24 protein-coding genes are annotated in these 26,124 nt (G+C 67.0%); 11 read left to right on the forward strand and 13 right to left on the reverse strand.

Annotation, left to right across the window (positions count from 1 at the left end; all coding sequences use genetic code 11):
* Positions 1-26 precede the first annotated feature (26 nt).
* The 5 genes from nirK (at position 27) to MNQ95_RS04465 (ending at position 3,360) form a co-directional block, all read left to right on the forward strand.
* Positions 27-1,118 carry a copper-containing nitrite reductase gene (gene nirK / locus MNQ95_RS04445; RefSeq protein ID WP_162411462.1) on the forward strand — a complete coding sequence of 364 codons (1,092 nt, stop codon included), beginning with the start codon at positions 27-29 and terminating at the stop codon, positions 1,116-1,118.
* A gap of 6 nt (positions 1,119-1,124) precedes the next feature.
* Positions 1,125-1,904, forward strand: coding sequence for a formylglycine-generating enzyme family protein (locus MNQ95_RS04450; RefSeq protein WP_241953932.1), 780 nt, complete (start codon positions 1,125-1,127; stop codon positions 1,902-1,904).
* Positions 1,901-2,512 carry an SCO family protein gene (locus MNQ95_RS04455; RefSeq protein WP_241953933.1) on the forward strand — a complete coding sequence of 204 codons (612 nt, stop codon included), beginning with the start codon at positions 1,901-1,903 and terminating at the stop codon, positions 2,510-2,512. The genes MNQ95_RS04450 and MNQ95_RS04455 overlap by 4 nt, the downstream gene beginning before the upstream one ends.
* A 46-nt stretch (positions 2,513-2,558) precedes the next feature.
* Positions 2,559-3,014: an azurin gene (gene azu, locus MNQ95_RS04460; RefSeq protein WP_162411465.1), complete on the forward strand. Its 456-nt coding sequence runs from the start codon at positions 2,559-2,561 to the stop codon at positions 3,012-3,014.
* 106 nt (positions 3,015-3,120) lie between these two features.
* Positions 3,121-3,360 carry a hypothetical protein gene (locus MNQ95_RS04465; RefSeq protein ID WP_162411466.1) on the forward strand — a complete coding sequence of 80 codons (240 nt, stop codon included), beginning with the start codon at positions 3,121-3,123 and terminating at the stop codon, positions 3,358-3,360.
* Positions 3,361-3,366: 6 nt separating this feature from the next.
* On the opposite strand, the gene MNQ95_RS04470 is transcribed toward MNQ95_RS04465, so the two are convergent.
* The 4 genes from MNQ95_RS04470 to MNQ95_RS04485 all read right to left on the reverse strand — a co-directional run bounded on the left by MNQ95_RS04470 (position 3,367) and on the right by MNQ95_RS04485 (position 9,820).
* On the reverse strand, positions 3,367-4,203 hold the full coding sequence (locus tag MNQ95_RS04470; RefSeq protein WP_425605706.1) for an aldose 1-epimerase: 837 nt from the start codon (positions 4,201-4,203) through the stop codon (positions 3,367-3,369).
* Entirely contained in the window at positions 4,193-5,227 is a 1,035-nt protein-coding gene (locus tag MNQ95_RS04475) for a glycoside hydrolase family 43 protein (RefSeq protein WP_162411468.1), read from the reverse strand. The genes MNQ95_RS04470 and MNQ95_RS04475 overlap by 11 nt, the downstream gene beginning before the upstream one ends.
* A gap of 17 nt (positions 5,228-5,244) precedes the next feature.
* On the reverse strand, positions 5,245-6,729 hold the full coding sequence (locus MNQ95_RS04480; protein ID WP_241953935.1) for an MFS transporter: 1,485 nt from the start codon (positions 6,727-6,729) through the stop codon (positions 5,245-5,247).
* Between the two features lie 127 nt (positions 6,730-6,856).
* The gene (locus MNQ95_RS04485) at positions 6,857-9,820 is read right to left on the reverse strand and encodes a TonB-dependent receptor (protein WP_241953936.1); all 2,964 of its coding nucleotides are present in this window, start codon (positions 9,818-9,820) and stop codon (positions 6,857-6,859) included.
* Positions 9,821-10,197: 377 nt separating this feature from the next.
* Between MNQ95_RS04485 and MNQ95_RS04490 the strand changes: the two genes are divergently transcribed.
* The 5 genes from MNQ95_RS04490 (at position 10,198) to MNQ95_RS04510 (ending at position 19,995) form a co-directional block, all read left to right on the forward strand.
* Complete coding sequence (locus MNQ95_RS04490; protein WP_162411471.1) at positions 10,198-11,508, forward strand: MFS transporter; 1,311 nt, start codon at positions 10,198-10,200, stop codon at positions 11,506-11,508.
* Between the two features lie 39 nt (positions 11,509-11,547).
* Positions 11,548-14,439, forward strand: coding sequence for a glycosyl hydrolase 115 family protein (locus tag MNQ95_RS04495; protein WP_241953937.1), 2,892 nt, complete (start codon positions 11,548-11,550; stop codon positions 14,437-14,439).
* Between the two features lie 49 nt (positions 14,440-14,488).
* Positions 14,489-15,913: a glucuronate isomerase gene (uxaC, locus tag MNQ95_RS04500; protein ID WP_241953938.1), complete on the forward strand. Its 1,425-nt coding sequence runs from the start codon at positions 14,489-14,491 to the stop codon at positions 15,911-15,913.
* A 182-nt stretch (positions 15,914-16,095) separates the two neighbouring features.
* Positions 16,096-18,822, forward strand: a complete 2,727-nt coding sequence (gene galB / locus MNQ95_RS04505; RefSeq protein WP_241953939.1) for a beta-galactosidase GalB — start codon at positions 16,096-16,098, stop codon at positions 18,820-18,822.
* A 9-nt stretch (positions 18,823-18,831) separates the two neighbouring features.
* Positions 18,832-19,995: an endo-1,4-beta-xylanase gene (locus tag MNQ95_RS04510; protein ID WP_425605707.1), complete on the forward strand. Its 1,164-nt coding sequence runs from the start codon at positions 18,832-18,834 to the stop codon at positions 19,993-19,995.
* 40 nt (positions 19,996-20,035) lie between these two features.
* On the opposite strand, the gene MNQ95_RS04515 is transcribed toward MNQ95_RS04510, so the two are convergent.
* The 9 genes from MNQ95_RS04515 to MNQ95_RS04555 form a co-directional block, all read right to left on the reverse strand.
* Positions 20,036-20,362 (reverse strand): nucleoside triphosphate pyrophosphohydrolase family protein, encoded by a 327-nt coding sequence (locus tag MNQ95_RS04515; protein WP_162411475.1) that lies wholly within the window; start codon positions 20,360-20,362, stop codon positions 20,036-20,038.
* Positions 20,363-20,615: 253 nt separating this feature from the next.
* Entirely contained in the window at positions 20,616-20,999 is a 384-nt protein-coding gene (locus tag MNQ95_RS04520; protein ID WP_241953940.1) for a type II toxin-antitoxin system PemK/MazF family toxin, read from the reverse strand.
* Between the two features lie 88 nt (positions 21,000-21,087).
* Positions 21,088-21,534, reverse strand: a complete 447-nt coding sequence (locus tag MNQ95_RS04525; RefSeq protein ID WP_241953941.1) for a hypothetical protein — start codon at positions 21,532-21,534, stop codon at positions 21,088-21,090.
* A gap of 86 nt (positions 21,535-21,620) precedes the next feature.
* The gene (locus MNQ95_RS04530; RefSeq protein ID WP_338423341.1) at positions 21,621-22,466 is read right to left on the reverse strand and encodes an IS3 family transposase; all 846 of its coding nucleotides are present in this window, start codon (positions 22,464-22,466) and stop codon (positions 21,621-21,623) included.
* On the reverse strand, positions 22,424-22,780 hold the full coding sequence (locus tag MNQ95_RS04535) for a transposase (protein WP_162411589.1): 357 nt from the start codon (positions 22,778-22,780) through the stop codon (positions 22,424-22,426). The genes MNQ95_RS04530 and MNQ95_RS04535 overlap by 43 nt, the downstream gene beginning before the upstream one ends.
* Before the next feature lie 91 nt (positions 22,781-22,871).
* Positions 22,872-23,219 carry a hypothetical protein gene (locus tag MNQ95_RS04540; RefSeq protein ID WP_241953942.1) on the reverse strand — a complete coding sequence of 116 codons (348 nt, stop codon included), beginning with the start codon at positions 23,217-23,219 and terminating at the stop codon, positions 22,872-22,874.
* A gap of 71 nt (positions 23,220-23,290) precedes the next feature.
* Positions 23,291-23,707, reverse strand: a complete 417-nt coding sequence (locus tag MNQ95_RS04545; RefSeq protein WP_241953943.1) for a hypothetical protein — start codon at positions 23,705-23,707, stop codon at positions 23,291-23,293.
* Positions 23,708-24,094: 387 nt separating this feature from the next.
* Positions 24,095-24,472, reverse strand: coding sequence for a hypothetical protein (locus MNQ95_RS04550; RefSeq protein ID WP_241953944.1), 378 nt, complete (start codon positions 24,470-24,472; stop codon positions 24,095-24,097).
* Positions 24,473-24,546: 74 nt separating this feature from the next.
* A complete protein-coding gene (locus tag MNQ95_RS04555) occupies positions 24,547-24,888 on the reverse strand; it encodes a hypothetical protein (RefSeq protein WP_241953945.1) in 342 nt (113 codons plus the stop codon).
* Positions 24,889-25,055: 167 nt separating this feature from the next.
* On the opposite strand from MNQ95_RS04555, the gene MNQ95_RS04560 reads away from it, so the two are divergent.
* On the forward strand, positions 25,056-26,063 hold the full coding sequence (locus tag MNQ95_RS04560) for an integron integrase (protein ID WP_277884376.1): 1,008 nt from the start codon (positions 25,056-25,058) through the stop codon (positions 26,061-26,063).
* Positions 26,064-26,124 lie beyond the last annotated feature (61 nt).

Raw genomic sequence — 26,124 nt, forward strand, 5'->3', positions numbered from 1 at the left:
CAACCAACGACCCACAGAGAGAGCCCATGAAATCCCGTCACCCCCGTCTTGGCCGCGCCCTGTTCGCCGGTGCCCTGGCCGTCGCGATCTCTTCCGTCTTCGCCGGCCAGGCCATGGCGGCCAAGCCCGCCGCGGTCGCAGCCGATGCTTCGCTGCCGACCCTGCAGGCGGTCCTGACCTCGCCGCCGATGGTGCCGGCCCCGATCACGCGCAAGACCCCCGCCAAGGTCGTCGTCGACCTGGAGATGGTCGAGAAGGAAATGCGCCTGGCCGATGGCGTCACCTACAACTTCTGGACCTTCGGCGGCAGCGTTCCCGGCAGCTTCATCCGCGTGCGTGAAGGCGACACGGTGGAGTTCAAGCTGAAGAACCACCACAGCTCGCACATGCCGCACAACATCGACCTGCACGCCGTCAGCGGCCAGGGCGGCGGCGCCGAAGCCACCTTCACCCTGCCGGGCAAGGAAACGCAGTTCACCTTCAAGGCGCTCAACCCGGGCCTGTATGTCTACCACTGCGCGATGGCCCCGGTGGCCATGCACGTCGCCAACGGCATGTACGGCCTGATCCTGGTCGAGCCCGAGGAAGGCCTGGAGCCGGTCGACAAGGAGTTCTACGTGATGCAGAGCGACTTCTACACCGAAGGCGCGCACGGCGAACCGGGCCTGCAGCCCTTCAGCCTGGAGAAGGGCATCGCCGAGAACCCGGACTACGTGGTGTTCAACGGCTCGGTCGGCGCACTGACCGGCGACAACGCCCTGACCGCCACGGCCGGCGACAAGATCCGCATGTTCGTCGGCAACGGCGGCCCCAACATGGTGTCGAGCTTCCACGTCATCGGCGAGATCTTCGACAAGGTCTACTTCGAGGGCGGCTCCAAGTACCAGGAGAACGTGCAGACCACGCTGGTGCCGGCCGGTGGTTCGGCCATGGTCGAGTTCAAGGTCGACGTGCCGGGCAACTACGTGCTGGTCGACCACAGCATCTTCCGCGCCTTCCACAAGGGTGCGCTGGGCATCCTCAAGGTCGACGGCAAGGAGAACCACAACATCTACAGCGGCCAGCAGCACGACATCGACTACCCCGAAGGCGTGCCGCAGGGCAGCCACCACAAGTAAGCGGCCATGGAACTGACCCGTCCCCTGATGCTTCTCCTGGCCCTGGCCGCGGCTCCCGCCGCGGCCACGGGCCCGACCGGCACGATCGCCTACCGGTCGATCGAGGGTGGCCAGTTCCGTTCCGCGGTCCGTTTCGAGGAGGCCATCGGCACGGTGCCGGTGGCCTCTTACGCGTTGATGGCCCGTCCGGTCAGCAACCGGGATTTCGAAGATTTCGTGGCCCGCCAGCCCAAGTGGCGGCGCGACCGCATCCCCGCCCTGTTCTCAGGTGCGGGCTACCTGGACCACTGGGCGCAACCCGATGCCGCCGGCACCGGCCTGGACCCCGACGCCCCGGTCACGCAGGTGAACTGGTACGCCGCCGATGCCTACTGCCGCGATCAGGACGCGCGCCTGCCGACCTTCCTGGAATGGGAATACGCAGCCGCCGCCGACGCGAGCCGGCGCGACGCCCGCAACGACCCGCGCTGGCGCATGCGCCAGGTCAACGACGGCACCCCCCATGCCATCGACGCGTCGCCGCAGGCGCCCGCGAATGTGTACGGCGTGCATGGCCTGCACGGCGCCAACTGGGAATGGGTCGCAGACTTCGCCTCTTTGCTCGGCGATGGCGACCGCCGTGGCCAGGAGGATGGCGACAACCTGCGCTTCTGCGGCGCCACCGCACTGGCCTTCAACGACCCGGGCGACTACGGCGTGGTCAAGCGCTTCGTGCTGCTGTCGGCGCTGCAGCCCCGCAACTCCCTCGGCAACCTCGGTTTCCGCTGCGCAAGGAGCCAGCCATGAACCTCACGATCCGCCCCCTCCTCACGCTCGTGCTGCTGCTGTGCGGCGCGGCCGCATCGGCCCAGTCCCCGCAGGACGCCGCCACCGACACCACGACTGCGGCGCTGCCGGGCGATTCGGTCTACCAGCTCGATGCGCGTGCGATCGATACCCAGGGCCGCCTGTTGCGCTGGTCCGACCTGCGCGGCCAGCCGCAGCTGGTATCGATGTTCTATGCCAACTGCCACCTGATGTGCCCGCTGATCATCGAGAACGCCAAGGCCGTGCGCAAACAGCTGCCCGAGGCAGAACGCCAGCGGCTGGGCGTGGCGATGATCAGCCTGGATCCCAAGCGCGATACCCCCGCCGCACTGGCCGAAGTGGCGCGCAACCACCGCACGCCGGAGGACTGGCGCTTCCTGCGACCGGCACCCGATGACGTTCCGGGTCTGGCCAGCGTGCTGGATGTACGCTACCGGTTCCGCGAAGACGGCAGCATCAACCACACCAGTGTGCTGGTGCTGCTCGACGCGCAGGGCCGCATCCTGGCCCGATCCGAGGTCGTCGGCGCCGCACCGGACCCGGCCTTCCTCGCCCAGGTCCGCGCTGCGCTGGCTGCGGCGAACTGAATCCTTCCACCCACCCAAGCACGACAAGTCCTACAGGAGCACCCCCATGAAACTCACCCGCACCCTTGTTGCCATCGCCCTGTTCGGCGCCGCCGGCCTGGCCCAGGCCGCCGGCAACTGCACCATCTCGCTCAAGGGCGACGATGCGATGAAGTTCGACCTCAAGGAAGCCACCGTCTCGGCCGGCTGCGCCACCATCACCGTCGAACTGACCCACACCGGCAAGCTGCCGGCCGCGGCGATGGGCCATAACGTGGTCATCACCAAGACTGCCGACCTCGCCGGCCTCGCCCGCGATGCGATCAAGGCCGGCGCGGCCAAGAGCTACGTGCCGGAAGGCGACGCCCGCGCGATCGCCCACACCAAGATCATCGGCGGCGGCGAGAAGACCAAGATCACCTTCCCCGGCAAGGCGCTCACCGCCGGCGGCGACTACACCTTCTTCTGCAGCTTCCCCGGCCACTCGACCCTGATGAAGGGCAAGCTGGTCGTCACGAAGTAAACCACCCTCCCCGGTGGCTTACCCCGTGCCGCCGCTCCGGCGGCGGCACGGGTCTTTTTCTTCCCGGTTCCGCGCCAAGGCGGCGGAACGCACCACGCGAGGCTCCATGGAACTCGACATCATCCTTCGCACCGGGCCGGTCGACGTCGGACACATCGAACGCCTGCTGCTCGAGGCCGATCCGGCCGGGGTCGTCGACCTCGATGCCGCGAGCGGGCACCTGCGCATCTCCACCTGCGCCGCGCGCGACGAGGTCGCCGCGATCCTGGCCGCGGCCGGGCATCCGGTCGAGGTGCCTGACATCGTGATCGTGCCGTCCGTCTGCTGCGGCGGCTGCAGCGGCTGAGTCGCCTCAGTCCCACTCCATCCGGAACCAGGCCTGCAGGGACTCGCCTGGCTCGAGGATCCGCGGCTCGAGGTTGAACGCATCGGCCGGGCCGGTCTGGGGTTCGATGCAGGTCGAGTGCGCGGTTTCGTCGTAGACCACCCAGCGCTCGCAGTCCGAGGACAGGCGCAGGCGCTGTCCATCGCGATGGACCACCACCTCGCGTGTGTTGACGAAACAGTCGTCCCAGGGACCGGGCGTGGGCGGCACGGTGGGCCGCGTGGCGATGCCCTCGTCGTCGCGCGGATAGATCGCCGACGGGTGGAATTCGATGCGTCCGGGTTTGCGCAACCACGGATGCCAGCCCAGTACCACCGGCATCGCCTGCGCACCCGCGCGCACCGACAGGATCATCGCCAGGTGGCGGGGACCGGCCTCGATCCGCTGCCGCGCACTGCCGCCGAAGGGCCAGCGCAGGTCATGCGGAAGGCGCAGCGAAAGCTCGACCGAATGCGGATCGTGCGCCTCGACCGTCCACGGCAGCCACATCGACACGCCGTGGATCGCGTGGCCTTCGAGATTTCGCGGCAACTGCCACTGGCGTCCCGCGAAATCGAAGCGACCGTGGCGGATGCGCCCGGCCCACGGCAGCATCGGATAGCTGCCCCAGGCGATCGCCGCGGGGAACCCGTCGCCGGGCCCGACCAGCTGCGCGACATCGCGATAGTGGATTTGCGCGATGCGCCCACCGGCCTGCGGCGCGATCTCCACGCGCAAGGTGTCGTCGCCAATGTGCAACAGCGATCCGGGCGCCAGCGGCGCATCCGGATCGCCGACGGACGATGCGCCGTCCTCAGACACCATACGGATCGATCGGTACGATCCTGCCCTGCGCGTCGTGGTGCAGTTCGGCCACCTTGATCGAACGCAGGTGGGTGACGCCGCCCGACAAAAGGGAGTCGTGGTAGAACAGGTACCAGCGGCCTTCGAACTCGCAGATCGAATGGTGCGTCGTCCAGCCGACCACCGGTCGCAGCACCTGGCCCTGGTAGGTGAACGGCCCATACGGGTTGTCGCCCACGGCATAGCACAGCAGGTGGGTATTGCCGGTGGAGTACGAGAGGTAGTAGCGGCCCTCGTACAGGTGCAGCCACGGCCCCTCGAAATAGCGCCGGTTGTGGTCGCCGGCGCTCAACGGCTGCCCGTGCTCGTCCAGGATCAGGATCTCGCGCGTCTCCTCGACCAGCTCCTTCATGTCCGCGCGCAGGCGGCCGATGCGCGGCCCCAGCGCCGGTGCGTCGCCAGTGGGTTCCTCGTGCGCAACGGCGTGGACGTTGTCGCGGTACTTCTGCAGTTGCCCGCCCCAGATGCCGCCGAACAGCAGGTAATGCTCGCCGTCGGTGTCGGCGAACACGGCCGGGTCGATGGAGTAGGTGCCGGCGATCGGCTGCGGCTCGGGCTTGAACGGCCCGGCCGGATGGTCGCCCACGGCCACGCCGATCCGGAACAGCCCGTCGGCGCACTTGGCCGGGAAGTACAGGTAGTAGCGTCCGTCGCGGTACGCGGCATCGGGCGCCCACAGCTGCCGCTCCGCCCAGGGCACCTCGCTCACGTGCAGCGCCAGGCCGCAATCGGTGGCCGGGCCCTGAGGCGAGTCCATGGACAGGACGTGGTAGTCCTCCATGCAGAAGTGGTCGCCGTTGTCGTTGAACGACACGCCGCCCTCGATGTCGTGCGAGCAGTACACGTACAGCTTCCCGTCGAACACGTGCGCCGACGGGTCGGCGGTGTAGATGTGGGTGACCACCGGCGCGGAGATGGCCCGCGCGGCGAGCTCCTGCAGTTCCTCGGTCAGTGCGGTGCGTTCGGTGGGGGAAGGTTCTGACATCGGCTTGTCTCCGCAGGTCACGACGTTGCGCCGGCGAGCGCGCGACGATCGCCCAGCTCGCGCTCGATGCGCGATTCCATGGGCTTGTTGATTTCGTAGAAGAACAGCAGGGCCACGCACACCAGGAACGGCAGCGAGGCATAGACGCTCACCGCCAGGCGGATGCCATCCACGGCCTGTTGCGGCTGGCTGTCTGCGCCGGCCTGGTAGGCGTAGTGCGCCAGGATGCCGGCCACCAGCGCGCCGCCGATGCTCAGGCCAAGCTTCAGTCCGCACAACATCGCCGAGAAGATGATCGCGGTGGCGCGGCGGTTGTTCTTCCACTCCGAGTAGTCGGCCACGTCGGCGATCATCGCCCACAGCAGCGGGATGGTGATGCCGTAGAAGAAGCCGTGCAGGATCTGCGACACGAACACCAGGCCGATGCGGTCCGGCGGGTAGACGTAGAACGCAAGCATGAACAGCGTCGAGACGAACAGCGCCGCGCCGAAAACATCGCGCTTGCCGAAGCGGTCGGCCAGCCTCTTGGAGAAGCCGATGCCGACGATCATGAAGATGATGCCGCCCGCGTTGAACAGGCTGAAGGCCGAGGTCGGCGCATCTTCCGGCCACTGGAACGAGGTCAGGCCGATACCGGTGAGCACGGAATTCAGGCCGGCGATGAACGCGTTGAAGCCGATGCCCTGCAGGAACGCCGCCAGCGCCGCCTCGTCCAGGTAGTACTGGAAGTAGTAGACGTACATGCCACCCTTCAGCGCCAGGGTAGTGAACACCAGGATGGTCAGCAGCAGCATCACCACCCAGGGGCGGTTGCGCGCCAGGTCCGACAGGTCCTGGGCCACGCTGGACTTCTGCTCGGGGGCCGGCACGATGCGCTCGCGCGTGGTGAAGAAGGTGATCAGCAGGAATACGGTTCCGACCACCGCGAACAGCAGCATCGCGTTGTGGAAGCCCTGCACCTTGTCGCCGCCGCCCAGGATCAGCACCAGCGGCAGCAGCAGCGACTGGACCACCAGCTGGGCGACCATGACCGCCACGAAACGATAGGCCGACAGGCTGTTGCGCTGGGCCATGTTGCCGGTCAGCACGCCGCTCAGCGCGGCATACGGCAGGTTGCTGGCGGCATAGACGAGCACCAGCAGCGTGTAGGTGGTGGCGGCGTAGGCGACCTTGCCCGACGGCGCGAGGTCGGGCGTGCTGAAGGCCAGCAGTGACAGCACGCCGAACGGAACGGCGGTCCACAGGATCCAGGGACGGAACTTGCCCCAGCGGGTATTGGTGCGGTCGGCCAGCAGTGCGATCACCGGAGTGAACACGAAGGCACCGAGCAGGCCGACCACGAAAATGATCGTGGCCGCGGTTGCGGCCGGAATGCGGAACACATCGGTATAGAAGAACGCCAGGAACGTCACCAGCGTCTGGAAGATCAGATTGGCCGCGAGGTCGCCAAGGCTGTAGCCGACCTTCTCCCTGACGCTGAGGATTTCCGGGTTTTTGCTCATGTGTCCTCTGGCTGTTCTAGGTTGATCCGGGCAAGACTGGGCCACCGGCGTTGTGCAAGGAAGCGGCCCGCCCCGGCATGACGCCGGAACGGGCCGCTGGTTACCGCTGCATCATCCGTCCCGTGGCTCAGAACGTGCCGCGGATGCCGATGGAGTACGTGGTGCCTGGATCGTAGTAGTCGTTGACCGCATTCGGGAAGGCGAAGTAGGAACGACGCTCCTCGCCGGTGATGTTGAGGATGTTGAAGGTCAACTGCGGCTTGCCGGCGACCCAGTCCAGCGTGTACGAGGAGGACAGGTCGAGCTGGCCCCGGTCCTCGCCGTAGATCTGGGCGAACGGGATGCCCTGCTGGTTCGGACCGGTACCGGTGGCGCCCTCGGCCCAGGTGTACGACAGGCGCACCGAGGCGATGTCGTTCTCCCAGTACGTCGTGGCATTCCACATCGACGGCGACACGCCATAGACGTTGCCCGCCAGGGCCCTGGCGTCCGCGCCCAGCGTCTTGATGTCGATGTCGGTGTAGTTGGCCATGAAGCCGAGGCCTTCGAAGACGAAGCCCAGCGGCTGCACCCAGATCGCCTCCCAGCCGCGGATCTCGAGCTCGGCGTTTGCGTTGACCTGCTGGTTCACGTTGACGGTGGCCACGTTCGGGCCGCCGCGGTTGTTGATCGCCAGCTGCTGGGTGTCGTTCAGGTCATCGAACGGGATGCCCAGGTCGGTGAACGGACGGGTGGTCACGCCCTGGAAGGTGTAGCCCTCGATGCGCTTGTTGAAGAGGGTCAGGCCGACGAAGCCCTCGTCGCCCGTGTACCACTCGCCACCCAGGTCGAAGTTGTTGGAGATGTACGGGGTCAGGTCGGGGTTGCCCTGGTTGGCCACCTGCGCCGACTGGTCGGTGAAGGTGGTGGCAGGCAGCATCGAGCTCGGGTTCGGACGGGTCATGGTCCGCGAACCGGACATGCGCACGACCACGTCATCGGCCACGTCCCACGCTGCGCTGAACGACGGCAGCCACTCGCTGTAGTCGCCATCCAGGGACTGCCACTGGCGCACGCCGCCGATGGTGACCGGGCCGGATACGATCTGGTCGGTCTGGGCGTAACGCACGCCGAAGTTGAAGCGCAGGTTGCGGTTCCAGATTTCCGATTCGCCGTTCACTTCCACGTAGGCGGCGAAGGTGTCCTCGTCGAAGCCACCGGTGGCACCGCCGGTGTTCGGACCGCCGGACTCGGGGGCGTTGTCGCGGAAGAACGCATAGTTGGTGTCGTTCTTGAAGCGGCTGGCGTCGGCCACGATGAAGCCGTGCGGACCCGGGCGCAGGTAGCTGGCCAGCTCCGCGTTGGTGACCGCCGCCAGGGGGCCGCCGGCACAGGCCGGGCGCGGCACGGGCACGCTGCCGTCCGCGTTGAGGCCACGGCAGGCCAGGTCTTCCCAGGCGCCGCTGTTGTCGAAGCCTTGGATGCGGCGCTCGTTCTGGTCCCAGGCCACGCCGACCTTGACGTTCTTGTTGTCCTCGCCGAACTGCAGGTCGGCGCGCACGCCGCTGGTCTCGGTCACGCGCTTCTCGTTCTGCACGTTCAGGCGGCCGCCCACCCAGGTCCAGCCCAGGTTCGGATCATTGAGGTCCAGGCCGGTGTTCCACGACGGGATGGCTCCGCCGTTGGTGTAATCCAAAGTGGTGAACGGCGAATTGACCAGGATCGTGGGCGATTCGCGGAACATCCAGCTGCGGCTGGTGTTGGCCTGCACGTCGAGCCTGATGTTCTGCTCGTCGCCGAACCAGAAGCGGCCGCCCGGGGACACCTGCCAGTACTGCACGTCCTCGATGTACTCGCGGTGCTCGAGGAAGAACTGCGCGTTGGTGAAGGTGGCGCTGGTGACGACGTTGTTCGCGTCCAGCTGCATGTCCAGCGGGATCATGCCGCCGTTGCGGCCGACCAGGTTCATGTCGACGCGGCTGTTGGTGCGGCGCGCCTTGGTGTACATCGAGTCCAGCCAGAAGTGCATGGAATCGTTGGGCCGCCATTCGAACGAACCCAGGAAGCCGTCGCGGTCGCGGTCGCCGCTCATGTGCACCGGGCGGCCCAGGCGCGGGATCAGCGCCTCGCCGATCTGGGCGGGGGTCAGGCCGGGGTTGTTGGCCTGCAGCCAGGCTGCGTCGATGGGCGTTCCGGGGGTCAGTCCGGCAGCGATCGTCGACGGGTTGTTCGGAACCGCGTCGGGGATGCGCCAGCCGTTGCCGCCGGTCACGTTGCAGGGCTGTCCCAGGGCCGGGAAGCCACCGGCCGCGCCGCCGTTGCCGCACTGGGCGTTGGTCAGGTTCGGGTTGGTCCAGCCGATGGTCTCGTAGCCTTCCACGCCGATCTTGCCGCGCGTGGAGGTGAGGCCTACCAGCGCGCCGAAGGTGCCTTCCTCGTTGGTCCAGTTGCCGATCACCGAGCCGCGCGGGCTGACGCCGCCGGAGTTGGTGTTGTGGTCGGCCTGGAGCGAGTAGGTGATGTGGTTGCCGGAGATGTCGAACGGGCGCGAGTTGCGCATGTCGACCACGCCCGACGCGCCACCTTCGACCAGGCTCGCGGTGGGCGATTTGTACACGGTGACCTGGTTGAAGAACTCGGTCGGGAACAGGTTCAGGTCGACTTCGCGGTTCTGGTTGGTCGCGTCCAGGCCGATCGAGGCCGTGGCGACCGACGCACCGTTGATGGTGGTCTTGGTGAAGCTGTTGGGCAGGCCGCGGATGGCGATGTTCAGGCCTTCGCCGTTCACGTCGCGGTTGAGCTGGATGCCCGGCACGCGCGCCAGCGACTCGGCGATGTTGGTGTCGGGGAACTTGCCGATGTCCTCGGCAAAGATCGAATCGGTGAAGCCGGTCGAATCGCGCTTGGCTTCGGTCGAGTACTGCAGGCTTTGGCGGAAGCCCTTGACGACCACGCTGTCCAGGTCGGTGACCTGTTCGGCCGGCGCGGCCTGCGGGCCGGATTGCGCTTGCGGGGCCGCAACTTCCTGCGCCATGGCGGCGGTGGCGGCCATACCGAGGATCGCCGCGCTCAACGCGCGCGACAGCGTGTTTCTTGCAAGATGCTTCTGCACCGTACTCCCCTCCCGTTTCTGGTGATGAACCACCTCCAGAGGGAGGCGGCGCGTTTCGTCCCTACAGATACCCGGCTGGATCGCGTCCTAAACCGGGTCCCGCGAACGATTGCGGATGGTAGCGCTACCATATTTTAACGCGCACGCTGCATAGCAACATAGGATTCCAGCGCACCTGGCGGCGGCGGCGCGATTGATGCGATGCACCATGTTTTCAGGGTTTTTTCGCCGCCACAGCGGATCAGGCCTGTCGCGCTGGGCGCAACCGCGCGGCTGTGTTAATGATAGCGCTATCAGTTTTTCGGCCTCGGCCAGCCCTGGGAGGGGCGCTGCATGTACCGACTGCATGACCACCGCCGCTGCGTACAGGGCGCGAAATGAGCGCGGGCGCGATCGCCGACAAGGCCGCCGACACGCCGGGAGGCCGCTACCGCTGGCGCGTCTGCGCGATGCTGCTGGCCGCGACCACCATCAACTACATCGACCGGCAGGTGCTGGGCGTGCTGGCGCCGTTCCTGCAACAGGACATCGGCTGGAACGAAATCCAGTACGGCTACATCGTCACCGCCTTCCAGGCCGCCTACGCCATCGGCCTGCTCTGCGCCGGCGCGATCATCGACCGGCTCGGCACGCGGATCGGCTATGCGATCGCCATCGCGGTGTGGAGCGTGGCCGCGATGAGCCACGCCCTGGCGGCGACGGTCGGCGGTTTCATCCTCGCCCGCTTCTTCCTCGGCCTGGGCGAGGCCGGCAACTTCCCGGCGGCGATCAAGACCGTGGCCGAATGGTTTCCGCGGCGCGAGCGTGCCCTGGCCACCGGCATCTTCAATTCCGGCTCCAACATCGGCGCGATCGTGGCGCCGCTGATGGTGCCGGTCGTGGCCGTGGCTTGGGGCTGGCAGGCCGCGTTCCTGGTCACCGGCGTGCTCAGCGCGACCTGGCTGGTGGTCTGGCTGCTGTGGTACCGCGCACCGGAGCGGCAGCCGCACGTGTCCGCTGCCGAACTGCAATGGATCCGCAGCGATCCCCCGGAAGCGGTGGTGCGCGTGCCGTGGTCGCAGATCGTGCGCCATCGCCAGGCCTGGGCCTTCGTCGCCGCCAAGTTCCTCACCGACCCGATCTGGTGGTTCTTCCTGTTCTGGCTGCCCAAGTTCCTGCACAGCGAGTATGGCCTGACCCTGACCGGCCTGGGCCTGCCGCTGATCGCGATCTTCGTGATGGCCGACGTCGGCAGCATCGGTGGCGGCTGGCTGGCCGGTCGATTCGTCAGGCGCGGCTGGAGCATCAACCGCGCGCGCAAGACCGCGATGCTGGTCTGCGCGCTGTGCGTGGTGCCGATCATCTTTGCCGCGCGCGCCGACAACCTCTGGGTCGCGGTGGCACTGATCGGGCTGGCGACCGCCGGCCACCAGGGCTGGTCGGCGAACGTGTTCACCCTCACCTCCGACATGTTCCCGCGCCATGCGGTTGGATCGGTGGTGGGCATGGGCGGGTTCGCCGGCGCGGTGGGCGGCATGATGATCGCCACCTTCATCGGCTTCCTGCTGCAGACCACCGGCAGTTACGTGCCGGTCTTCCTGATGGCCGGTTCGGCCTACCTGGTCGCCCTGCTGGTGGTGCACCTGCTGGCGCCGCGGCTGGACCCGGCCAGGCTCCAGCAATCCGGACCCGAACTCCCGGCGGCCTGAGCCGCCACGACCCAAGTACGCAACGACCCGATGCGATCGATGAAGATTCTGCTGCTTTCCCTCGCGGCCACGGTGATGCTGGCCGCTGGTACGCGGGCGCACGCGGCGCAAGCCACCGCTGCGCCGGCATCCATCCACGAGACCGGCGTGCGTGGCTCGCTCGCGCTGATCGACGGCGGCCATCCCGCCGCCGTGCTTGTCGACGCGGGCGACCATCCCGGCGTGTTGCGTGCCGCGCGCGACCTGCGCGCAGACCTGTCGGCGGTGGCCGGTGGCGAGGCGGCGTTCTCGACCGGCCAGTCCCCGCAGCGGCTGGCCGTCATCGCCGGCACCCTCGGCCACAGCGCGCGCATCGACCGGATCGTGCGCGAACACGGCATCGACACGGGCGACGTGGCCGGTCGCAACGAGGCCTACCTGCTGCAGGTCGTCGAGAGCCCCGAACCGGGCATCGACCGCGCCCTGCTCATTGCCGGTGCCGACAAGCGCGGCACGATCTTCGGCGTGTACGAAATCTCGCGCCGCATCGGCGTGTCGCCGTGGACCTGGTGGGCGGACGTGCCGCCGCCGCGCCACGCCAACCTGCACGTCGCACCCGGCCGCTTCACCGACGCACCGAAGGTCCGGTACCGCGGCATCTTCATCAATGACGAGGACCCGGCGCTGGGCGGCTGGCTCAAGGCCACCTATGGCGGCGCCAACCACCAGTTCTACGAGCGCGTGTACCAGCTGATCCTGCGCCACAAGGCCAACTATCTGTGGCCGGCGATGTGGCAGCCGCGTGCCTTCTATGAAGACGACCCGCGCAACGCCGAGGTCGCCGACGAATACGGCGTGATCATCGCCACCACCCACCACGAGCCGATGATGCGCGCCCACGACGAGTGGTCGCGGCACGGCACAGGCCGCTGGGACTACAACAGCAACAGCAAGGTCCTGCAGGAATTCTGGCGCGGTGGCGTCGAGCGTTTGAAGGGCCACGAGGTGGTGGTCACACTGGGCATGCGCGGCGACGGCGACGAGGCCATGGCCGAGGGCACGGCGACCGCCCTGCTCGAGCGCATCGTCGACGACCAGCGCAAGATCATTGCCGAGGTCACCGGCAAGCCGGCCGAACAGACCCCGCAGGTCTGGGCCCTGTACAAGGAAGTGCAGGACTACTACGACGCCGGCATGCGCGTGCCCGACGACGTCACCCTGCTGTTCGCCGACGACAACTGGGGCAATATCCGGCGCCTGCCCGATCCCGCCAGCAAGCGCGCGGGCGGTTCGCGCCTTGGTGGATACGGCGTGTACTACCACTTCGACTACGTCGGGGGTCCGCGCAACTACAAGTGGCTCAACACCACCCAGGTCGAACGCGCCTGGGAGCAGATGCGCCTGGCCTGGGCGCACGGCGTCGAACGGCTTTGGATCGTGAACGTCGGCGACATCAAGCCGATGGAACTGCCGATCAGCGCCTTCCTCGACCAGGCCTGGAACCCGGACGCCGCGGATCTGGAATGGATCAGCCGCTATCCGGCCGCCTGGGCCGCCGAACAGTTCGGCCCGGCGCACGCCGCGGAGATCGGCTCGATCCTCTCCCGCTACACGCAGTACAACGCGCGGCGCAAGCCGGAACTGCTGTCGCCCGACACCTGGAGCCTGGTCCACGAGCACGAGGCCGATCGCGTGCTCGCAGGCTGGGATGCCCTGGTCAAGCGCACGCTCGAGCTCGGCGCGAAGATCCCCGCCAGCCACCGCGACGCCTGGTACCAGCTGGTCGAATACCCGGTGCTGGCCAGCGCCAACCTCAACCACCTGCACGTGGCCGTGGGGCGCAACCGGCTGTATGCCGCGCAGGGTCGCGCCTCGGCCAACCAGTGGGGCGAAAAAGCCCGCGAACTGTTCGCGCGCGACGCAGAACTGCAGCGCGTCTACGAGCAGGACATCGCCGGCGGCAAGTGGACCAGCATGATGTCGCAGCCGCGCATCGGCTACACCCACTGGCAGTCGCCCGAACGCAATGTCCTTCCCGCCCTGGCCACCGTCGACGTGCCGGAGAAGGGCGTCACCGGCGTGGCCATCGAAGGCGACGCGCGCCGCTGGCCCTACCCGCTGCAAGGCCCGCGCCTGCCGGTGCTCGATCCGGTCGGTGCGCCGAGCCGCGAGGTGGTGGTGTTCAACGGCGGCCGCCAGAAGATCGGCTTCACCGCCAGCACGAAGACACCATGGCTGAAGGTCTCGCCCGCGTCCGGCGACGTGCAGGACGCGCAGCCGCTGAAGATCGAAGTCGACTGGAATGCGCTGCCCGAGGGCGAGCACGAGGGCCGGCTCTACATCCGCGGCAAGGACTGGACCGAGGTGACGGTCACCGTGCCGGTCCACAAACCGCCGGCGCACCGTGGCGTGCGCGGCTTCGTTGAAGGCAATGGCGTGGTCGCGATCGAGGCCCAGCACCACAGTCGTGCCGTCGCCCCGGCCGGTGGCGCGTGGCAGGTGGTCCCGAACCTGGGCCGCACGCTCTCGGGCGTCACCGCGTGGCCGGCGACCGGCGAACCGGCGACGCCCGGTGGCGACGGCGCGCGCCTGGAATACCCGCTGGTCATGGACCACGACGGCGAGGTCGAGGTGCGCGTGGTGATGTCGCCCACCCTGGACATCCGCCATCGCGGCGGCCTGCGCTACGCCGTTTCCATCAACGACGAAACGACGCCGCAGGTGGTGAACATGCGCCTGGACCCGACCCCGGGAGACCGCGATTTCCGCGCCTGGGAAGCGGCGGTGATCGACAACTCGCACGTGGCCAGTTCGCGCCATCGCGTCCGCGCCGGTGCCAACACCCTCAGGCTGTGGCTGGTCGACCCGGGCGTGGTATTCCAGCGCATCGAAGTCGTGCGCCGGCCTTGGCCACCCACCACCCTGGGACCGCCGGAAAGCGCGCGCCGCTGACGGCACCCTGGCTACTCCATCCCCACGCACCCGATCCGGATCCATCCCCATGAACGCCACCGGCCGCCCCCTCCAGCTGCACGAAGACCGCCTGTTCCCCACCGAGCCGACCCAGCGCGGCATCGCCCGCCGCCTTTACGCGCAGGTCGCCACGCTGCCGATCGTCAGCCCGCACGGCCACACCGATCCGGCCTGGTTCGCCGGCAACGCGCCGTTCGCGAATGCGACCGAACTGCTGCTGGTGCCGGACCACTACGTGTTCCGGATGCTCTACAGCCAGGGGATAAGCCTCGACGCGCTGGGCATCCCGCGCGCCGACGGCAGCCGCGCCCAGGTCGACCCGCGCGCGGCCTGGCGCGTGTTCGCCGAGAACTTCCACCTGTTCCGCGGCACGCCCTCCTCGATGTGGCTCAACCATGTCTTCCACGACGTGTTCGGTCTTCGCTCGCGCCTGGATGCGGGCACGGCAGACGCGTACTACGACACCATCACCGCGGCGCTGCAGACCCCGCCCTTCCTGCCGCGCGCGCTGTTCGAGCGCTTCAACATCGAAGTGATCGCCACCACCGAATCGCCGCTGGATCCGCTGGAGCACCACGCGGTGATCCGCGAAAGCGGGTGGAAAGGGCGGGTCATCACCGCCTACCGGCCCGATCCGGTGGTCGATCCGGAACACGAGCAGTTCCCCGACGCGTTGCGCCGCTTCGGCGAGATCACCGGCGAAGACGTGCACAGCTGGCAGGGCTACCTGCGCGCGCACCGCCAGCGCCGTGCGTTCTTCGCCTCGATGGGCGCCACCTCCAGCGACCACGGCCATCCCACCTGCGCCACTGCCGACCTGTCGCCGGACGAAGCACGGCTGCTGTTCGCCAAGGTCGTCTCCGGCCGCTTCACCGCCGCCGAGGCCGAGCTGTTCCGCGCCCAGGTGCTGACCGAAATGGCCGCGATGAGCCTGGACGACGGCCTGGTGATGCAGATCCACCCGGGCTGCTTCCGCAACCACAATCGCGGCCTGTTCGAACGCTACGGCCGCGACAAGGGTGCCGACATTCCCTTGCGCACCGAGTACGTGCAGTCGCTCAAGCCGCTGCTGGACCGCTTCGGCAACGAGCCCGGCTTCACCCTGATCCTGTTCACCCTCGACGAGAGCACCTACTCGCGCGAGCTCGGTCCGCTGGCCGGCCACTACCCCTGCCTGTTCCTCGGCCCGGCCTGGTGGTTCCACGATGCCCCCGAGGGCATGTGGCGCTTCCGCGAACAGACCCTGGCCACCGCCGGCTTCTACAACACCGTCGGCTTCAACGACGACACCCGCGCGTTCCTCTCCATTCCCGCGCGGCACGATGTGGCCCGTCGCATCGACTGCGCGGTGCTGGCCAAGCTGGTGGCCGAACACCGGATCGACGAGGACGAAGCGACCGATGTGGCCATCGACCTGGCCTACCACCTGCCAAAGCGCGCCTACCGGTTGTGAGGGACTGCGCGGCCACGTTGCGTCCGCCGGCTACGCCACCGGCCTGCCCCGTAACGCGAGGCCCGTCCCTTTTCCCGGTGGGGGCGCGCGAGCGGCAGCGGAACAGGCGGCGCGCCCCGGGTCGTACAGGCCGGTCGCTTTTGCGGAGGTGTGGTGCCGCCACGAAGCGCATCGCATTGCTCATGGCCCTGGTCGTGTTGGCGCCGGTATCGGCGTCTGCCATCCAGCCTTCCCCTCGCGAACAGTTCCGGCTCGACAGTGGCTGGCGCTTCCACCGCGGCGATCCGCCGGGCGTCGAAGGCCGGCTTGATTACGACGTGCGCCCGGAGGTCGTGCAGAGCGCGGACGGCAAGGACGCCGACGCACGCCCGGATGCCGCGGAGAAGGTCGAAAGCACGCGCCAGGTGCTCAAGCTCTGGATCATGCCCACCGCCAACCTGCTCATTGCCGATCCCGCCAGGCGCCACGCGCGCCCGTCAGCGGCGCCTGGTGCGGGCGATCCAGGCAGCGACGTAGCTTTCGTGCAGGCCGCGTTCGATGACAGCAACTGGGATGAAGTAACCCTGCCGCACGACTGGGCCATCGCCGGCCCGTTCATCGCCGATGGGCCCTATGGCGGCATGGGCCGCCTGCCGAGCTGGGGCGTGGGCTGGTACCGGCGCACGCTCGACCTTCCGGCAAGCGCGGCCGGACGCCAGGTATTCCTCGACGTCGGCGGCGCGATGTCCTATGCCACGGTCTGGCTCAACGGCCATCTCGTCGGCGGCTGGCCTTACGGCTACAACAGCTGGCGCGTGGATCTCACCCCGTATGTCGCATTCGGCGGCAACAACCAGCTGGCGATCCGCCTGGACAACCCGCCCGGATCGGCTCGCTGGTATCCCGGCGGCGGCCTCTACCGCGACGTGTGGCTGACCCTCGCCGACCCGGTGCACGTCGCCCAGTGGGGCACGTACGTCACCACCACCGACGTGTCGGCCAGATCGGCCACGGTCAATCTGCGCGTGGACGTGGATAACGCCGGCGATCGCGATGCGCGGCTGCAGGTCGCCACCGACATCTTCGCGCTGGACCCGCACGGCGCCGTTTCCGGCAAGGCCATCGCGCGCATCGCGCCGCAACCGCTGGACGTCGCTGCCGGCGCCAGCGCGCGCCTGCAGTCTTCCGTCCGCATCGACACGCCGCGCCTGTGGGGCCCGCCGCCGAACCAGCAGCCGCACCGCCATGTGGCCATCACCACGCTCACCCGCGATGGCACGGTGGTCGACCGCTACGAAACCCGCTTTGGCATCCGCGAAGTCCGCTTCGATCCGGACCGCGGCATCGTGGTCAACGGCGAGCACATCCCGCTGCGCGGCGTGAACCAGCACCACGACCTGGGCGCGCTCGGCGCCGCGTTCAACCGGCGCGCGGCCGAACGCCAGCTGGAGATCCTGCGCGGCATGGGCGTCAATGCGATCCGCCTGGCGCACAACCCGCCCGACCCGCAGCTGCTCGACCTGGCCGACGGGATGGGCCTGCTGGTGATCGACGAGGTGTTCGATTCCTGGGAGCGCAAGAAGACCCCGCTGGATTTCCATCTCGTCTTCCCTGACTGGCACGAGGCCGACCTGCGCGCGATGGTCCGCCGCGACCGCAACCATCCCTCGGTCGTCCTGTGGAGCGTGGGCAACGAAGTCGGCGAGCAGTACACCGGCGAGGAAGGCGCGGCGATCGGTCGCCGGCTGAGCGCGATCGCGCACGAGGAAGACCCGACCCGCCCGACCGGCGCCTCGATGAACTGGGCCAAGCCGGACATGCCCTTCGCCAGCGCCTTCGACACCATCAGCCTGAACTACCAGGGCGAGGGCATCCGCCAGGACCCGGAGTTCGAAGGCACCGATCGCATCCGCACGCCGCCGCAGTACCCGGCCTTCCGCGCCGCGTTCCCGGACAAGGTGATCATGGGCAGCGAGACCGCCTCGGCGGCCAGCAGCCGCGGCGTCTACCTGTTCCCGGTATCGCCGCAGGCGAGCGCGCCGATCCGCGATGGCCGTGGCGGCGACTCGACGCTCAGGCAGGTCAGCGCGTACGAACAGCACGCGGTGGATTTCGGTTCCAGCGCTGACAAGGTGTTCGCCGCGCTGGACCGCCATCCCTACGTGGCCGGCGAGTTCGTCTGGAACGGCTTCGATTACCTCGGCGAGCCGACGCCCTACTACGACGCGCGCAGCTCCTACACCGGCATCATCGACCTGGCCGGCTTTCCCAAGGACCGCTACTGGCTGTACCAGTCGCGCTGGCGCCCGGACCTGCCGATGGCGCACCTGTTGCCGCACTGGACCTGGCCGGGTCGCGAAGGCCTGGTCACGCCCGTGCACGTGTTCACTTCGGGCGACGAGGCCGAACTGTTCGTCAACGGCGTCTCCCAGGGCCGCAGGAAGAAAGGGCCGTACGAATACCGGTTGCGCTGGGACCAGGTCGTCTACCAGCCCGGCGTACTGCGCGTGCAGGCGTACCGCGACGGCAAACCGTGGGCGGACGACGCCGTGCAGACCGCCGGCGCACCGGCGCGGCTGGAACTGGTCGCCGATCGCACCCGCATTGCCGGCGACGGCCGCGACCTGTCGTTCCTGACGGTACGCGTGCTCGATGCCGCCGGCCGCATGGTGCCTGCCGCACACAACCGCATCACTTTCAGCATCGAAGGCCCCGGCCAGATCGTGGCCACCGACAACGGCAATGCCGCCGACCTGACCGCGTTCCCCTCGCTTGAGCGCGATGCCTTCAGTGGCATGGCCCTGGCCATCGTGCGCGGCGTGCACGGCCAATCCGGCGCCGTGACCGTGCACGCCCGGGCCGCCGGCCTGCAGGGCGCAAGCATCAATCTCGCTACGTCGCCCGCCACATCTGCCCCACGCAATCGCTAGGAGACCTTCATGCGCGTCCACCTGCTGACACTTGCCGCCGCACTGGGCGTAGCCTCGATGTCGATGCCCTCCCAGGCGCGCGCCGCCACGCCGGCAAAGGCCGCGACGACGCTCAAGGGCGCCTTCGCCGACGACTTCCTGCTTGGCACCGCGGTCAACGACGACATCGTCTCCGGTCGCGACGCGCGCGCGCAGGCACTGGTGCCGCTGCACTTCAACGCGATCACGCTGGAGAACGCGATGAAGGCCGAAGTGGTCAATCCGCGCCCGGGCGTCTACGAGTTCGCCGGCGCCGATGCGTTCGTGGCCTTCGGCGAGCAGCACGGCATGTTCATCGTCGGCCACACCCTGGTCTGGCACAACCAGACGCCCGAGTGGTTCTTCAAGGCGCCCGATGGCACGCCGGTGGGCCGCGATGCACTGACCGAACGCATGCGCCAGCACATCCAGAAGGTCGCCGGGCGCTACGCCGGGCGCGTCGACGCCTGGGACGTGGTCAACGAGCAGATCGGCGAGGACGGCCAGTACCGCGACACCACCTGGGTCCGCGGAATCGGCGACGGCGATGAGCTTATTCGCCTGGCGTTCCGGTTCGCGGCGCAGTACGCGCCCGGTACGGAGCTGTACTACAACGACTTCAACGCCTGGCGGCCGGAGAAGCGCGACGGCATCGTGCGCATGGTGAAGATGCTGCAGGCGCACGGCATCCGCATCGACGGCATCGGCATCCAGGGACACTGGGGCCTGGACTATCCGGCCACCGCCGACATCGAAGCGGCGATCGACGCCTATGCCGCGCTCGGGGTCAAGGTGATGATCACCGAGCTGGACGTGGACGTGCTGCCGCTGACCAAGGAAGGCCAGATCATCGGCCAGGGCATGGCGCATCCGCAGTTCCAGCTGCCCGAGTTCAGGCGCTTCCTCGACCCGTACCGCGATGGCCTGCCGCCGGCGGTGCAGCAGCAGCTGGCCGACCGTTACGCCGAGCTGTTCCGCATCTTCCGCGGCCGGCGCGACAAGATCGACCGGGTGAGCGTCTGGGGCGTGCACGATTCCATGTCTTGGAAGAACGACTACCCGATCCCGCACCGGATCAACTATCCGCTGCTGTTCGATCGCCAGTACCGGCCCAAGCCGGCGCTGGACGCGGTGCTCGCGGTGCCGCGCGAGTAACTCCCCTCCCCGCGCCGGGCTCCCGCGGGCAAGCTGCGGGTTACCTGGCGAGCTCGCCCGAGACGTGTGCGGCAATCTCGCGGGTGCTCCTGACGAACTCGGCCTCGAGGTCGACGCCGCACTTGTTGGCAAGAACCATAATTGACCAGAGGCAGTCCGACAGTTCGTGCGCGAGCTTCGCCTGGCAATCGTCGATCGTGCGGATGCCGGCATGGGCTTGAATGAGCTTGGCCAGATCGCCCACATCGCCGACGAAGCCGAGCGCAAGCTCTTCCGTGTTCCAGGCGCGCCCGTACCTTTTCACCTCGAGCTGCTCGTACAAGCCGTTGAGTTGAAGTGCAGCCTTTTCAAGATCGCTGAAGTTCATCACCCGCCCCATAACGATTGAGCCACGCCAACCCGCCTGGCAGGTGCGGCTCGAAGGAATCGTTGGTCGGCACGGCCATCAAGGCGCGTCCGCCACCGCCAGAATGTTGAGACCGGCATGTTGTCGTCACCGCTTGCGAACCCAATGCCAACGGATGTCCCCCGGCGCATGATCGCGACTGCCTGTGGTTCAACGCCTGAAACACGCCGATCCGCGAAGCGGCTTCGGTTTGAGTGAATTGTCAGGCCGCTGATCAGCGACCACGGAAGTGCGACGCCTGTAGAAAGCGCAGCGCCGCAATCACTTGATCCGTCCGCTGGCTGGAAAGCGACCCGATGCGCTCACCCAAGCGACCCTTGTTGATGCTTGAGACTTGCGAAGAGATCACGACGCTTTGCCGTTCCAAGCCACCCTCTCCTGCATCCAGGAGAACAACTCCAGGTTCAGATACCCGCGTCAGGATGGAACTCAGCGAGCAGACCACAACGGTAGAGATCCTGGAATGGTTTAGCACATCGCTTTGAACCACAACGTGCGGGTGCGGCGATCCCGACCTGGAACCAATGGATTCGTCCGCAGCAACCCAGAAGATGTCGCCGTAACTGATCCGCGGCGCTGTTCCGTGCTCCTGCATCATTGCTCCTCGATCCTTTGCGATCATGCCCCGGCAGCGGGCTAACGCGTGAGTTGAGCCGTGCCGCAGCAGGGTCGGCTTGAACGACTTGTTAGGCCGCGCCGCCCGACAGCCTGGCCCAAGACTGCCGAAGGCCCACAAGATGGACGATGCCGATCAGCAGGCAGATTGAAGAGCTTACTGCCCAGAACGTCGTGCTGTTTCCGGGGAAGTACGCCATCACCGGCACGAACGCGACGCCCCGGACAATGTAGATGGCGGTGATGGCGGAGAGTGCGGTACGCAACAACGGCAGCTTGCGAATCACGCCGGCGCCGGACAGTGCGTAACCACTCCAGACAGCAAGAACGCCGGCAATGGCCAGGGTAACGACGGTGGGATACCAGTGGCCGGCCAAGTGCAGCTGTGCCATTTGCTCTCCGGCGCCCAGGAGCCGAAACAGCGGAGCGCCAACTGCCAGACACGCCAGATGCGCCAGCGCTGCGAGCCCGCTAAGGGCGCCGCCGACTACCAGAAGCTTGTTGGTTGGACTGGCCATGTAGCTCCCCAGCGGCCTAACACGCCTGAGTTAAGCCGACCTGCGAAGCAGGTGGCAGTTCCTACGAGAAAGTGGACACCGGCTCTCTAGCAGCACTGCTCGAACTCCACCGGTGAGCGGTACCCCAGCGCCGAATGCAGCCGCTGGTGGTTGTAGAACCTGACGTAGTCGTCGATGGCCATGCGCAGCGACCGGTCGCTGTCGAATGTGCCACGGTGGTACATGTCCGACTTCATCGACCTGTTCCATGACTCCATGTGCGCGTTGTCGTTCATCCGCCTGGGCCTGTTGACCGACTGCACCAACCCGGCGCGTCCCAGCCGGCGCCGGAAATCCCCCGCCATGAACTCGATCCCCCGATCACTGTGAAACAGCGTATCGCATGCCGGCGAGCGCGTACGCAGGGCCGCGGCCAGGGCGCGGCCGGTCAGCGCCGCCGTGCGCTCCACCCCCAGCGACCAGCCCAGCAGCCGCCGCGAGTACCGGTCCATGACCGTGGCCAGGTAGCGCCATTGGCCTTCGACCTTGAGGTAGGTCACATCACCGACCCAGACCTGGTCCGGCCCGCTACAGGGAGCCTCATGGGCACGGCTGGGGACGCTTTCCAGGAACCGCGCCAGTCCGGGCCGTCGCCGATAGAGCCCGGCCGAACAGGCGCGCACGCCTTCCTCGCGCATCAGGCGTTCCACGCGGCGGCGACCCACCTGCTCACCTTGGCGCCGCAGCGCGGCATGCACCCGCGGGCTGCCATAGGTTTCGCGGCTGGCGCCATGCACCTGCCGGATCTTCTCGACCAGCACTGCATCCTCCATCGCCCGGGCGCTGGCCGGCCGACGAACCCAGGCGTAGTAACCGGCGGCGCTGACGCCGTAAAGGCGGCACATGACCCTCACCGGACAGGCTTCTTTGTGATGTTCGATGAAGGCGAAGATTTCGCCTTTCGACCGGAAGTGAACGCGATCGCTTTTTTTAAAAGGTCATGCTCGACCTTGAGCTGCTCGTACTGCCGCTTGATCTGGCGAAGCGCCTTCAGCTCCGTGGCAACTTCCGGATCAACCTGCACACCCTTGGTCACGATGATTCCCTCCCGGGCGAGTCTGCGCCAACGAGACAGCATGTAGGGATGGATGTAAAGCGACTGGGCGACGTCGCTGACCAGGACGCCAGGTTGCTGGCTTAGGCGGACGGCAGCGGCTTTGAACTCATCGCTGTAGCGAGAGATGGTTCTGGGGCCAGGCTTTGGCATTGGGACACTCCTGAGGGTTAGGTCAGGGTGTCCACTGAACCGAAGGAACTACCGCGTCGGCTTGGACGAATTGTTAGGCCCCAAGCCAGCGCTACGCACTTGAAGACCATTTGTAGTGCATGAAAGCTTCCGGTGCTTCAATTACTAGCTCGACCTCATCCACGCCCGAGCGGATACGCCAGACCCGCCAAGCGCAGGCGGCCGGAATAGTAATGCCCGCAAGCATGAGCAAGTGAGAGGAGACCTCAGCCATGGCGGGCACGGCTTGGAATGGCATCGGTTCACCAAGCTCGTGTGAGGCATCAACCGAAACGCGAGCACCAACAAAGGCAGCCACTTCTGCGAAAGGAAATGCGCCGCGCCGCGCGACTGCGATCTCCACACGCTCTTCGGTGCACGAATCAGGGAACTCGAACTGGTCGGCTACGAAAATCTTCATATGGGGCCTAACGCCGGAGTTAAGCCGACCTGCGAAGCAGGTTCGGCTTGAACGAATAGTTAGACGCCCCACTAAACCTGATAGCCGAGCGCATAAAAGTATGCCTCCAGGTAGTGCACATAGGCGAACCCCACGCCAACTGCGACCAACAAGAGCACCCAGCCCCAGACCGACGGGCGCGTAGTTGGGCCCAGCACTTTTGATGCCCTCTCGCCGAACACAAGATAGGCAGTACCAAGCATGGCAAACAGCGGCTGGATGTACACGAACTTACCGCTGTAGCGCAGCGAGGCGACCTGACCCTGTGCCTCAGTAATCGGAATGTATGTGTACATCCCGAATGCAACTAGGGCCAGCAATAGCAGGATTGCCCCAAATGGACGGCTCGCGAAGTCATCCGGCAGGGCCTTTGCTCGCTTAGCAGGGTCCTTCTTTCGCTCCTCCATGGCGCGAACGATCGCGTCAGGTGAATTCTCTTGGCTCTCCACGTCCCCTTCCCCTTCTTGTCTAACGCCTAAGTTAAGCCGTGCCACGAAGTGGCATCGGCTTGAACGCCTTGTTGGGCAGGAAGAGAAAGAGCCACACGATCAGACGCGACGGCCGCTCCGAATGACCGAAGCCGCAAACCCGGACGCGCGCCCGGCAATCCATCCGCTGCCACCCTGGCCGACCGCGACGAGCCTACCGCTGCGAACCCGACTGCGCGCCCAGCGACGACGCCGAAGAAGAACGATGCCTGCCCACCCACAGGAAGTGACCGCCTGGCAACACCGCGAACTGTCCGATCCATACGAAGCTCCCCAACCTCGCGCTTTTCCACTGCCCAACGCTTGAATTAAGCCGACCTGCGAAGCAGGGTCGGCTTGAATGAATGGTTAGGTGCCAAGGCCAACGCTCTTGCCGCGCCGACCCACGAGCACCCGGACAATAAGTAATACGACAAAAGCTATAACGGCTCCCTGCACCAATGGCGTCGGGGTGACGCCACGTTGCGGCCAGAAGGAAAGCCAGACACTCAAGGCGGCGAAACACGCCAGAGCGAGCAATAGCAGGCCCTTGGCTATACGAACCGAGAACGGTGTCGCAAGAGCTGGGGCTGCGGCGAGCAAGAACCCTATGCCGCTTAGTGCCATACCTATCTGCCCCTGACTGACATTGCCTGATGCAAGAATCGCCAACAAAAGCACACCCACCGCAGCGAGGGCGGCGCCAGCGAGACCGGACAGAACCTTTAAGAGCCGCTGATAACGCATCCCTGGCACCTAACGCCAGAATTAAGCCGACCCGCGAAGCGGGTTCGGCTTGAATGAGTTGTTAGCACCCATTGCTAGCTAAAATTAATCGCAAACTGGATGCCGGAAACATGCGGTGACGCCTCAAGACTTGCCTTGTAGTCTGGAAGCTGTAACGCGGAAGAACTGAAGCGGCCGAAAAACTCCTCCATCTCTTCCCGCGGCACACCGTAGCAGTCAACCCGGAGAGTGACGGGCTTTCCGCGCGACTCGGGAAACTGCTCGGCGAGTTGCCCGTCAATGGCTGCATCCAGGCATGAGTACAGTCGTTGCTGCAGCTTTGTAAGTTTTAATGAAACGTCATGCCACGGACCTTCCTCGACGAGCACCATCTGCCACGGGTCTTTGGCTACGAAGTCGACGGTGATCTCGCCCATGGGTGCTAACTACCAGTAGACCCCCAGCGGGGGTGTAGCGCCGAGTTTGTAGGGCGGATCGGTGGGCCGTCAATCGAGAAACTCCTACGCCGATCACGGACTTGGCCGATACCTTCGTCGCCAGGCGACGTCCATGCTGCCTGCAAAGGCGGCATGGAGACCCCGGTATGTCTTATGACGGCGAGCAGGCCCCGGTACCGGGGCGGATCGGGCAGGCGCGGGAACCGCGGTTGCTGGAGCAAGTGAGCGCGCGGATGCGGCTCAAGCATTACAGCCGGCGCACGGAACAGGCGTATCTGTACTGGATACGCCGGTATATCCGGGCCTGGCTGCCGCGACATCCGCGCGAACTTGACGGGGCGGCGGTGGAGGCCTTCCTCACTCGCCTGGCCACGCGCGACAACGTGGCCGCCAGCACCCAGAACCAGGCCTTGTCGGCGCTGCTGTTCCTGTACCGGGAAGTGCTGGGCGTAGACCTGCCATGGATGGAGAACGTGGTCCGGGCCAAGCGGCCGCAGCGCCTGCCGGTGGTGCTCACGCGGGCGCAGGTGGCGCGGCTGCTCGAGCGCCTGGCCGGGCGCGAGGCGCTGATGGCCGGGCTGCTCTACGGCAGCGGCCTGCGGCTGATGGAGTGCGTGCGCCTTCGGGTCAAGGACGTGGGCCTGGAGCGCAACGAACTGGTCGTGCGCGACGGCAAGGGCGGCAAGGACCGCATGACCGTGCTTCCGTCTTCGTTGCGGGAGGCGCTGTCCCGGCAGGTTGCGGAAACACGCGTACTGCACGCGCGCGACCTGGCTTGTGGACTGGGCCGGGTGCACCTGCCGCATGCGCTCGCGCGCAAGTATCCGAATGCGGCGGCGGAACTGGCCTGGCAGTACGTGTTCCCGGCCACGCGCATCTCGGTGGATCCTCGCGACGGGGAGCGTCGGCGCCACCACATCGACGAGAAGGTGCTGCAGAAGGCAGTGCGGCGGGCGGCGCTGGAGTCCGGCTTCGACCGGCCGGTGACGCCGCACACGCTGCGCCACTGCTTCGCCACCCACCTGCTCGAATCGGGCGCCGACATACGCACCGTGCAGGAACTGCTCGGCCACAAGGATGTCGCCACGACGCAGATCTACACCCACGTGCTCAACCGCGGGGCGCTGGGCGTGCTCAGTCCGCTGGACCGCTGAAGCCCGGGCGACGGCGGGCGAGGCAGCGTGGTGCCCGGCTCGCGCTGGCGGCGATCCACGC

This window comes from Pseudoxanthomonas daejeonensis, from assembly GCF_022637495.1.
In the GTDB taxonomy this organism is placed as follows: domain Bacteria; phylum Pseudomonadota; class Gammaproteobacteria; order Xanthomonadales; family Xanthomonadaceae; genus Pseudoxanthomonas; species Pseudoxanthomonas daejeonensis.

Excerpts from the sequence above, each read along its gene's own strand:
- nirK (WP_162411462.1), top strand. The coding sequence starts at position 27 with ATGAAATCCCGTCACCCCCGTCTTGGCCGCGCCCTGTTCGCCGGTGCC.
- MNQ95_RS04450 (WP_241953932.1), top strand. The coding sequence starts at position 1,125 with ATGGAACTGACCCGTCCCCTGATGCTTCTCCTGGCCCTGGCCGCGGCT.
- MNQ95_RS04455 (WP_241953933.1), top strand. The coding sequence starts at position 1,901 with ATGAACCTCACGATCCGCCCCCTCCTCACGCTCGTGCTGCTGCTGTGC.
- azu (WP_162411465.1), top strand. The coding sequence starts at position 2,559 with ATGAAACTCACCCGCACCCTTGTTGCCATCGCCCTGTTCGGCGCCGCC.
- MNQ95_RS04465 (WP_162411466.1), top strand. The coding sequence starts at position 3,121 with ATGGAACTCGACATCATCCTTCGCACCGGGCCGGTCGACGTCGGACAC.
- MNQ95_RS04470 (WP_425605706.1), bottom strand. The coding sequence starts at position 4,203 with ATGGTGTCTGAGGACGGCGCATCGTCCGTCGGCGATCCGGATGCGCCG.
- MNQ95_RS04475 (WP_162411468.1), bottom strand. The coding sequence starts at position 5,227 with ATGTCAGAACCTTCCCCCACCGAACGCACCGCACTGACCGAGGAACTG.
- MNQ95_RS04480 (WP_241953935.1), bottom strand. The coding sequence starts at position 6,729 with ATGAGCAAAAACCCGGAAATCCTCAGCGTCAGGGAGAAGGTCGGCTAC.
- MNQ95_RS04490 (WP_162411471.1), top strand. The coding sequence starts at position 10,198 with ATGAGCGCGGGCGCGATCGCCGACAAGGCCGCCGACACGCCGGGAGGC.
- MNQ95_RS04495 (WP_241953937.1), top strand. The coding sequence starts at position 11,548 with ATGAAGATTCTGCTGCTTTCCCTCGCGGCCACGGTGATGCTGGCCGCT.
- uxaC (WP_241953938.1), top strand. The coding sequence starts at position 14,489 with ATGAACGCCACCGGCCGCCCCCTCCAGCTGCACGAAGACCGCCTGTTC.
- galB (WP_241953939.1), top strand. The coding sequence starts at position 16,096 with ATGGCCCTGGTCGTGTTGGCGCCGGTATCGGCGTCTGCCATCCAGCCT.
- MNQ95_RS04510 (WP_425605707.1), top strand. The coding sequence starts at position 18,832 with ATGCGCGTCCACCTGCTGACACTTGCCGCCGCACTGGGCGTAGCCTCG.
- MNQ95_RS04515 (WP_162411475.1), bottom strand. The coding sequence starts at position 20,362 with ATGAACTTCAGCGATCTTGAAAAGGCTGCACTTCAACTCAACGGCTTG.
- MNQ95_RS04520 (WP_241953940.1), bottom strand. The coding sequence starts at position 20,999 with ATGATGCAGGAGCACGGAACAGCGCCGCGGATCAGTTACGGCGACATC.
- MNQ95_RS04525 (WP_241953941.1), bottom strand. The coding sequence starts at position 21,534 with ATGGCCAGTCCAACCAACAAGCTTCTGGTAGTCGGCGGCGCCCTTAGC.
- MNQ95_RS04535 (WP_162411589.1), bottom strand. The coding sequence starts at position 22,780 with ATGCCAAAGCCTGGCCCCAGAACCATCTCTCGCTACAGCGATGAGTTC.
- MNQ95_RS04540 (WP_241953942.1), bottom strand. The coding sequence starts at position 23,219 with ATGAAGATTTTCGTAGCCGACCAGTTCGAGTTCCCTGATTCGTGCACC.
- MNQ95_RS04550 (WP_241953944.1), bottom strand. The coding sequence starts at position 24,472 with ATGCGTTATCAGCGGCTCTTAAAGGTTCTGTCCGGTCTCGCTGGCGCC.
- MNQ95_RS04555 (WP_241953945.1), bottom strand. The coding sequence starts at position 24,888 with ATGGGCGAGATCACCGTCGACTTCGTAGCCAAAGACCCGTGGCAGATG.
- MNQ95_RS04560 (WP_277884376.1), top strand. The coding sequence starts at position 25,056 with ATGTCTTATGACGGCGAGCAGGCCCCGGTACCGGGGCGGATCGGGCAG.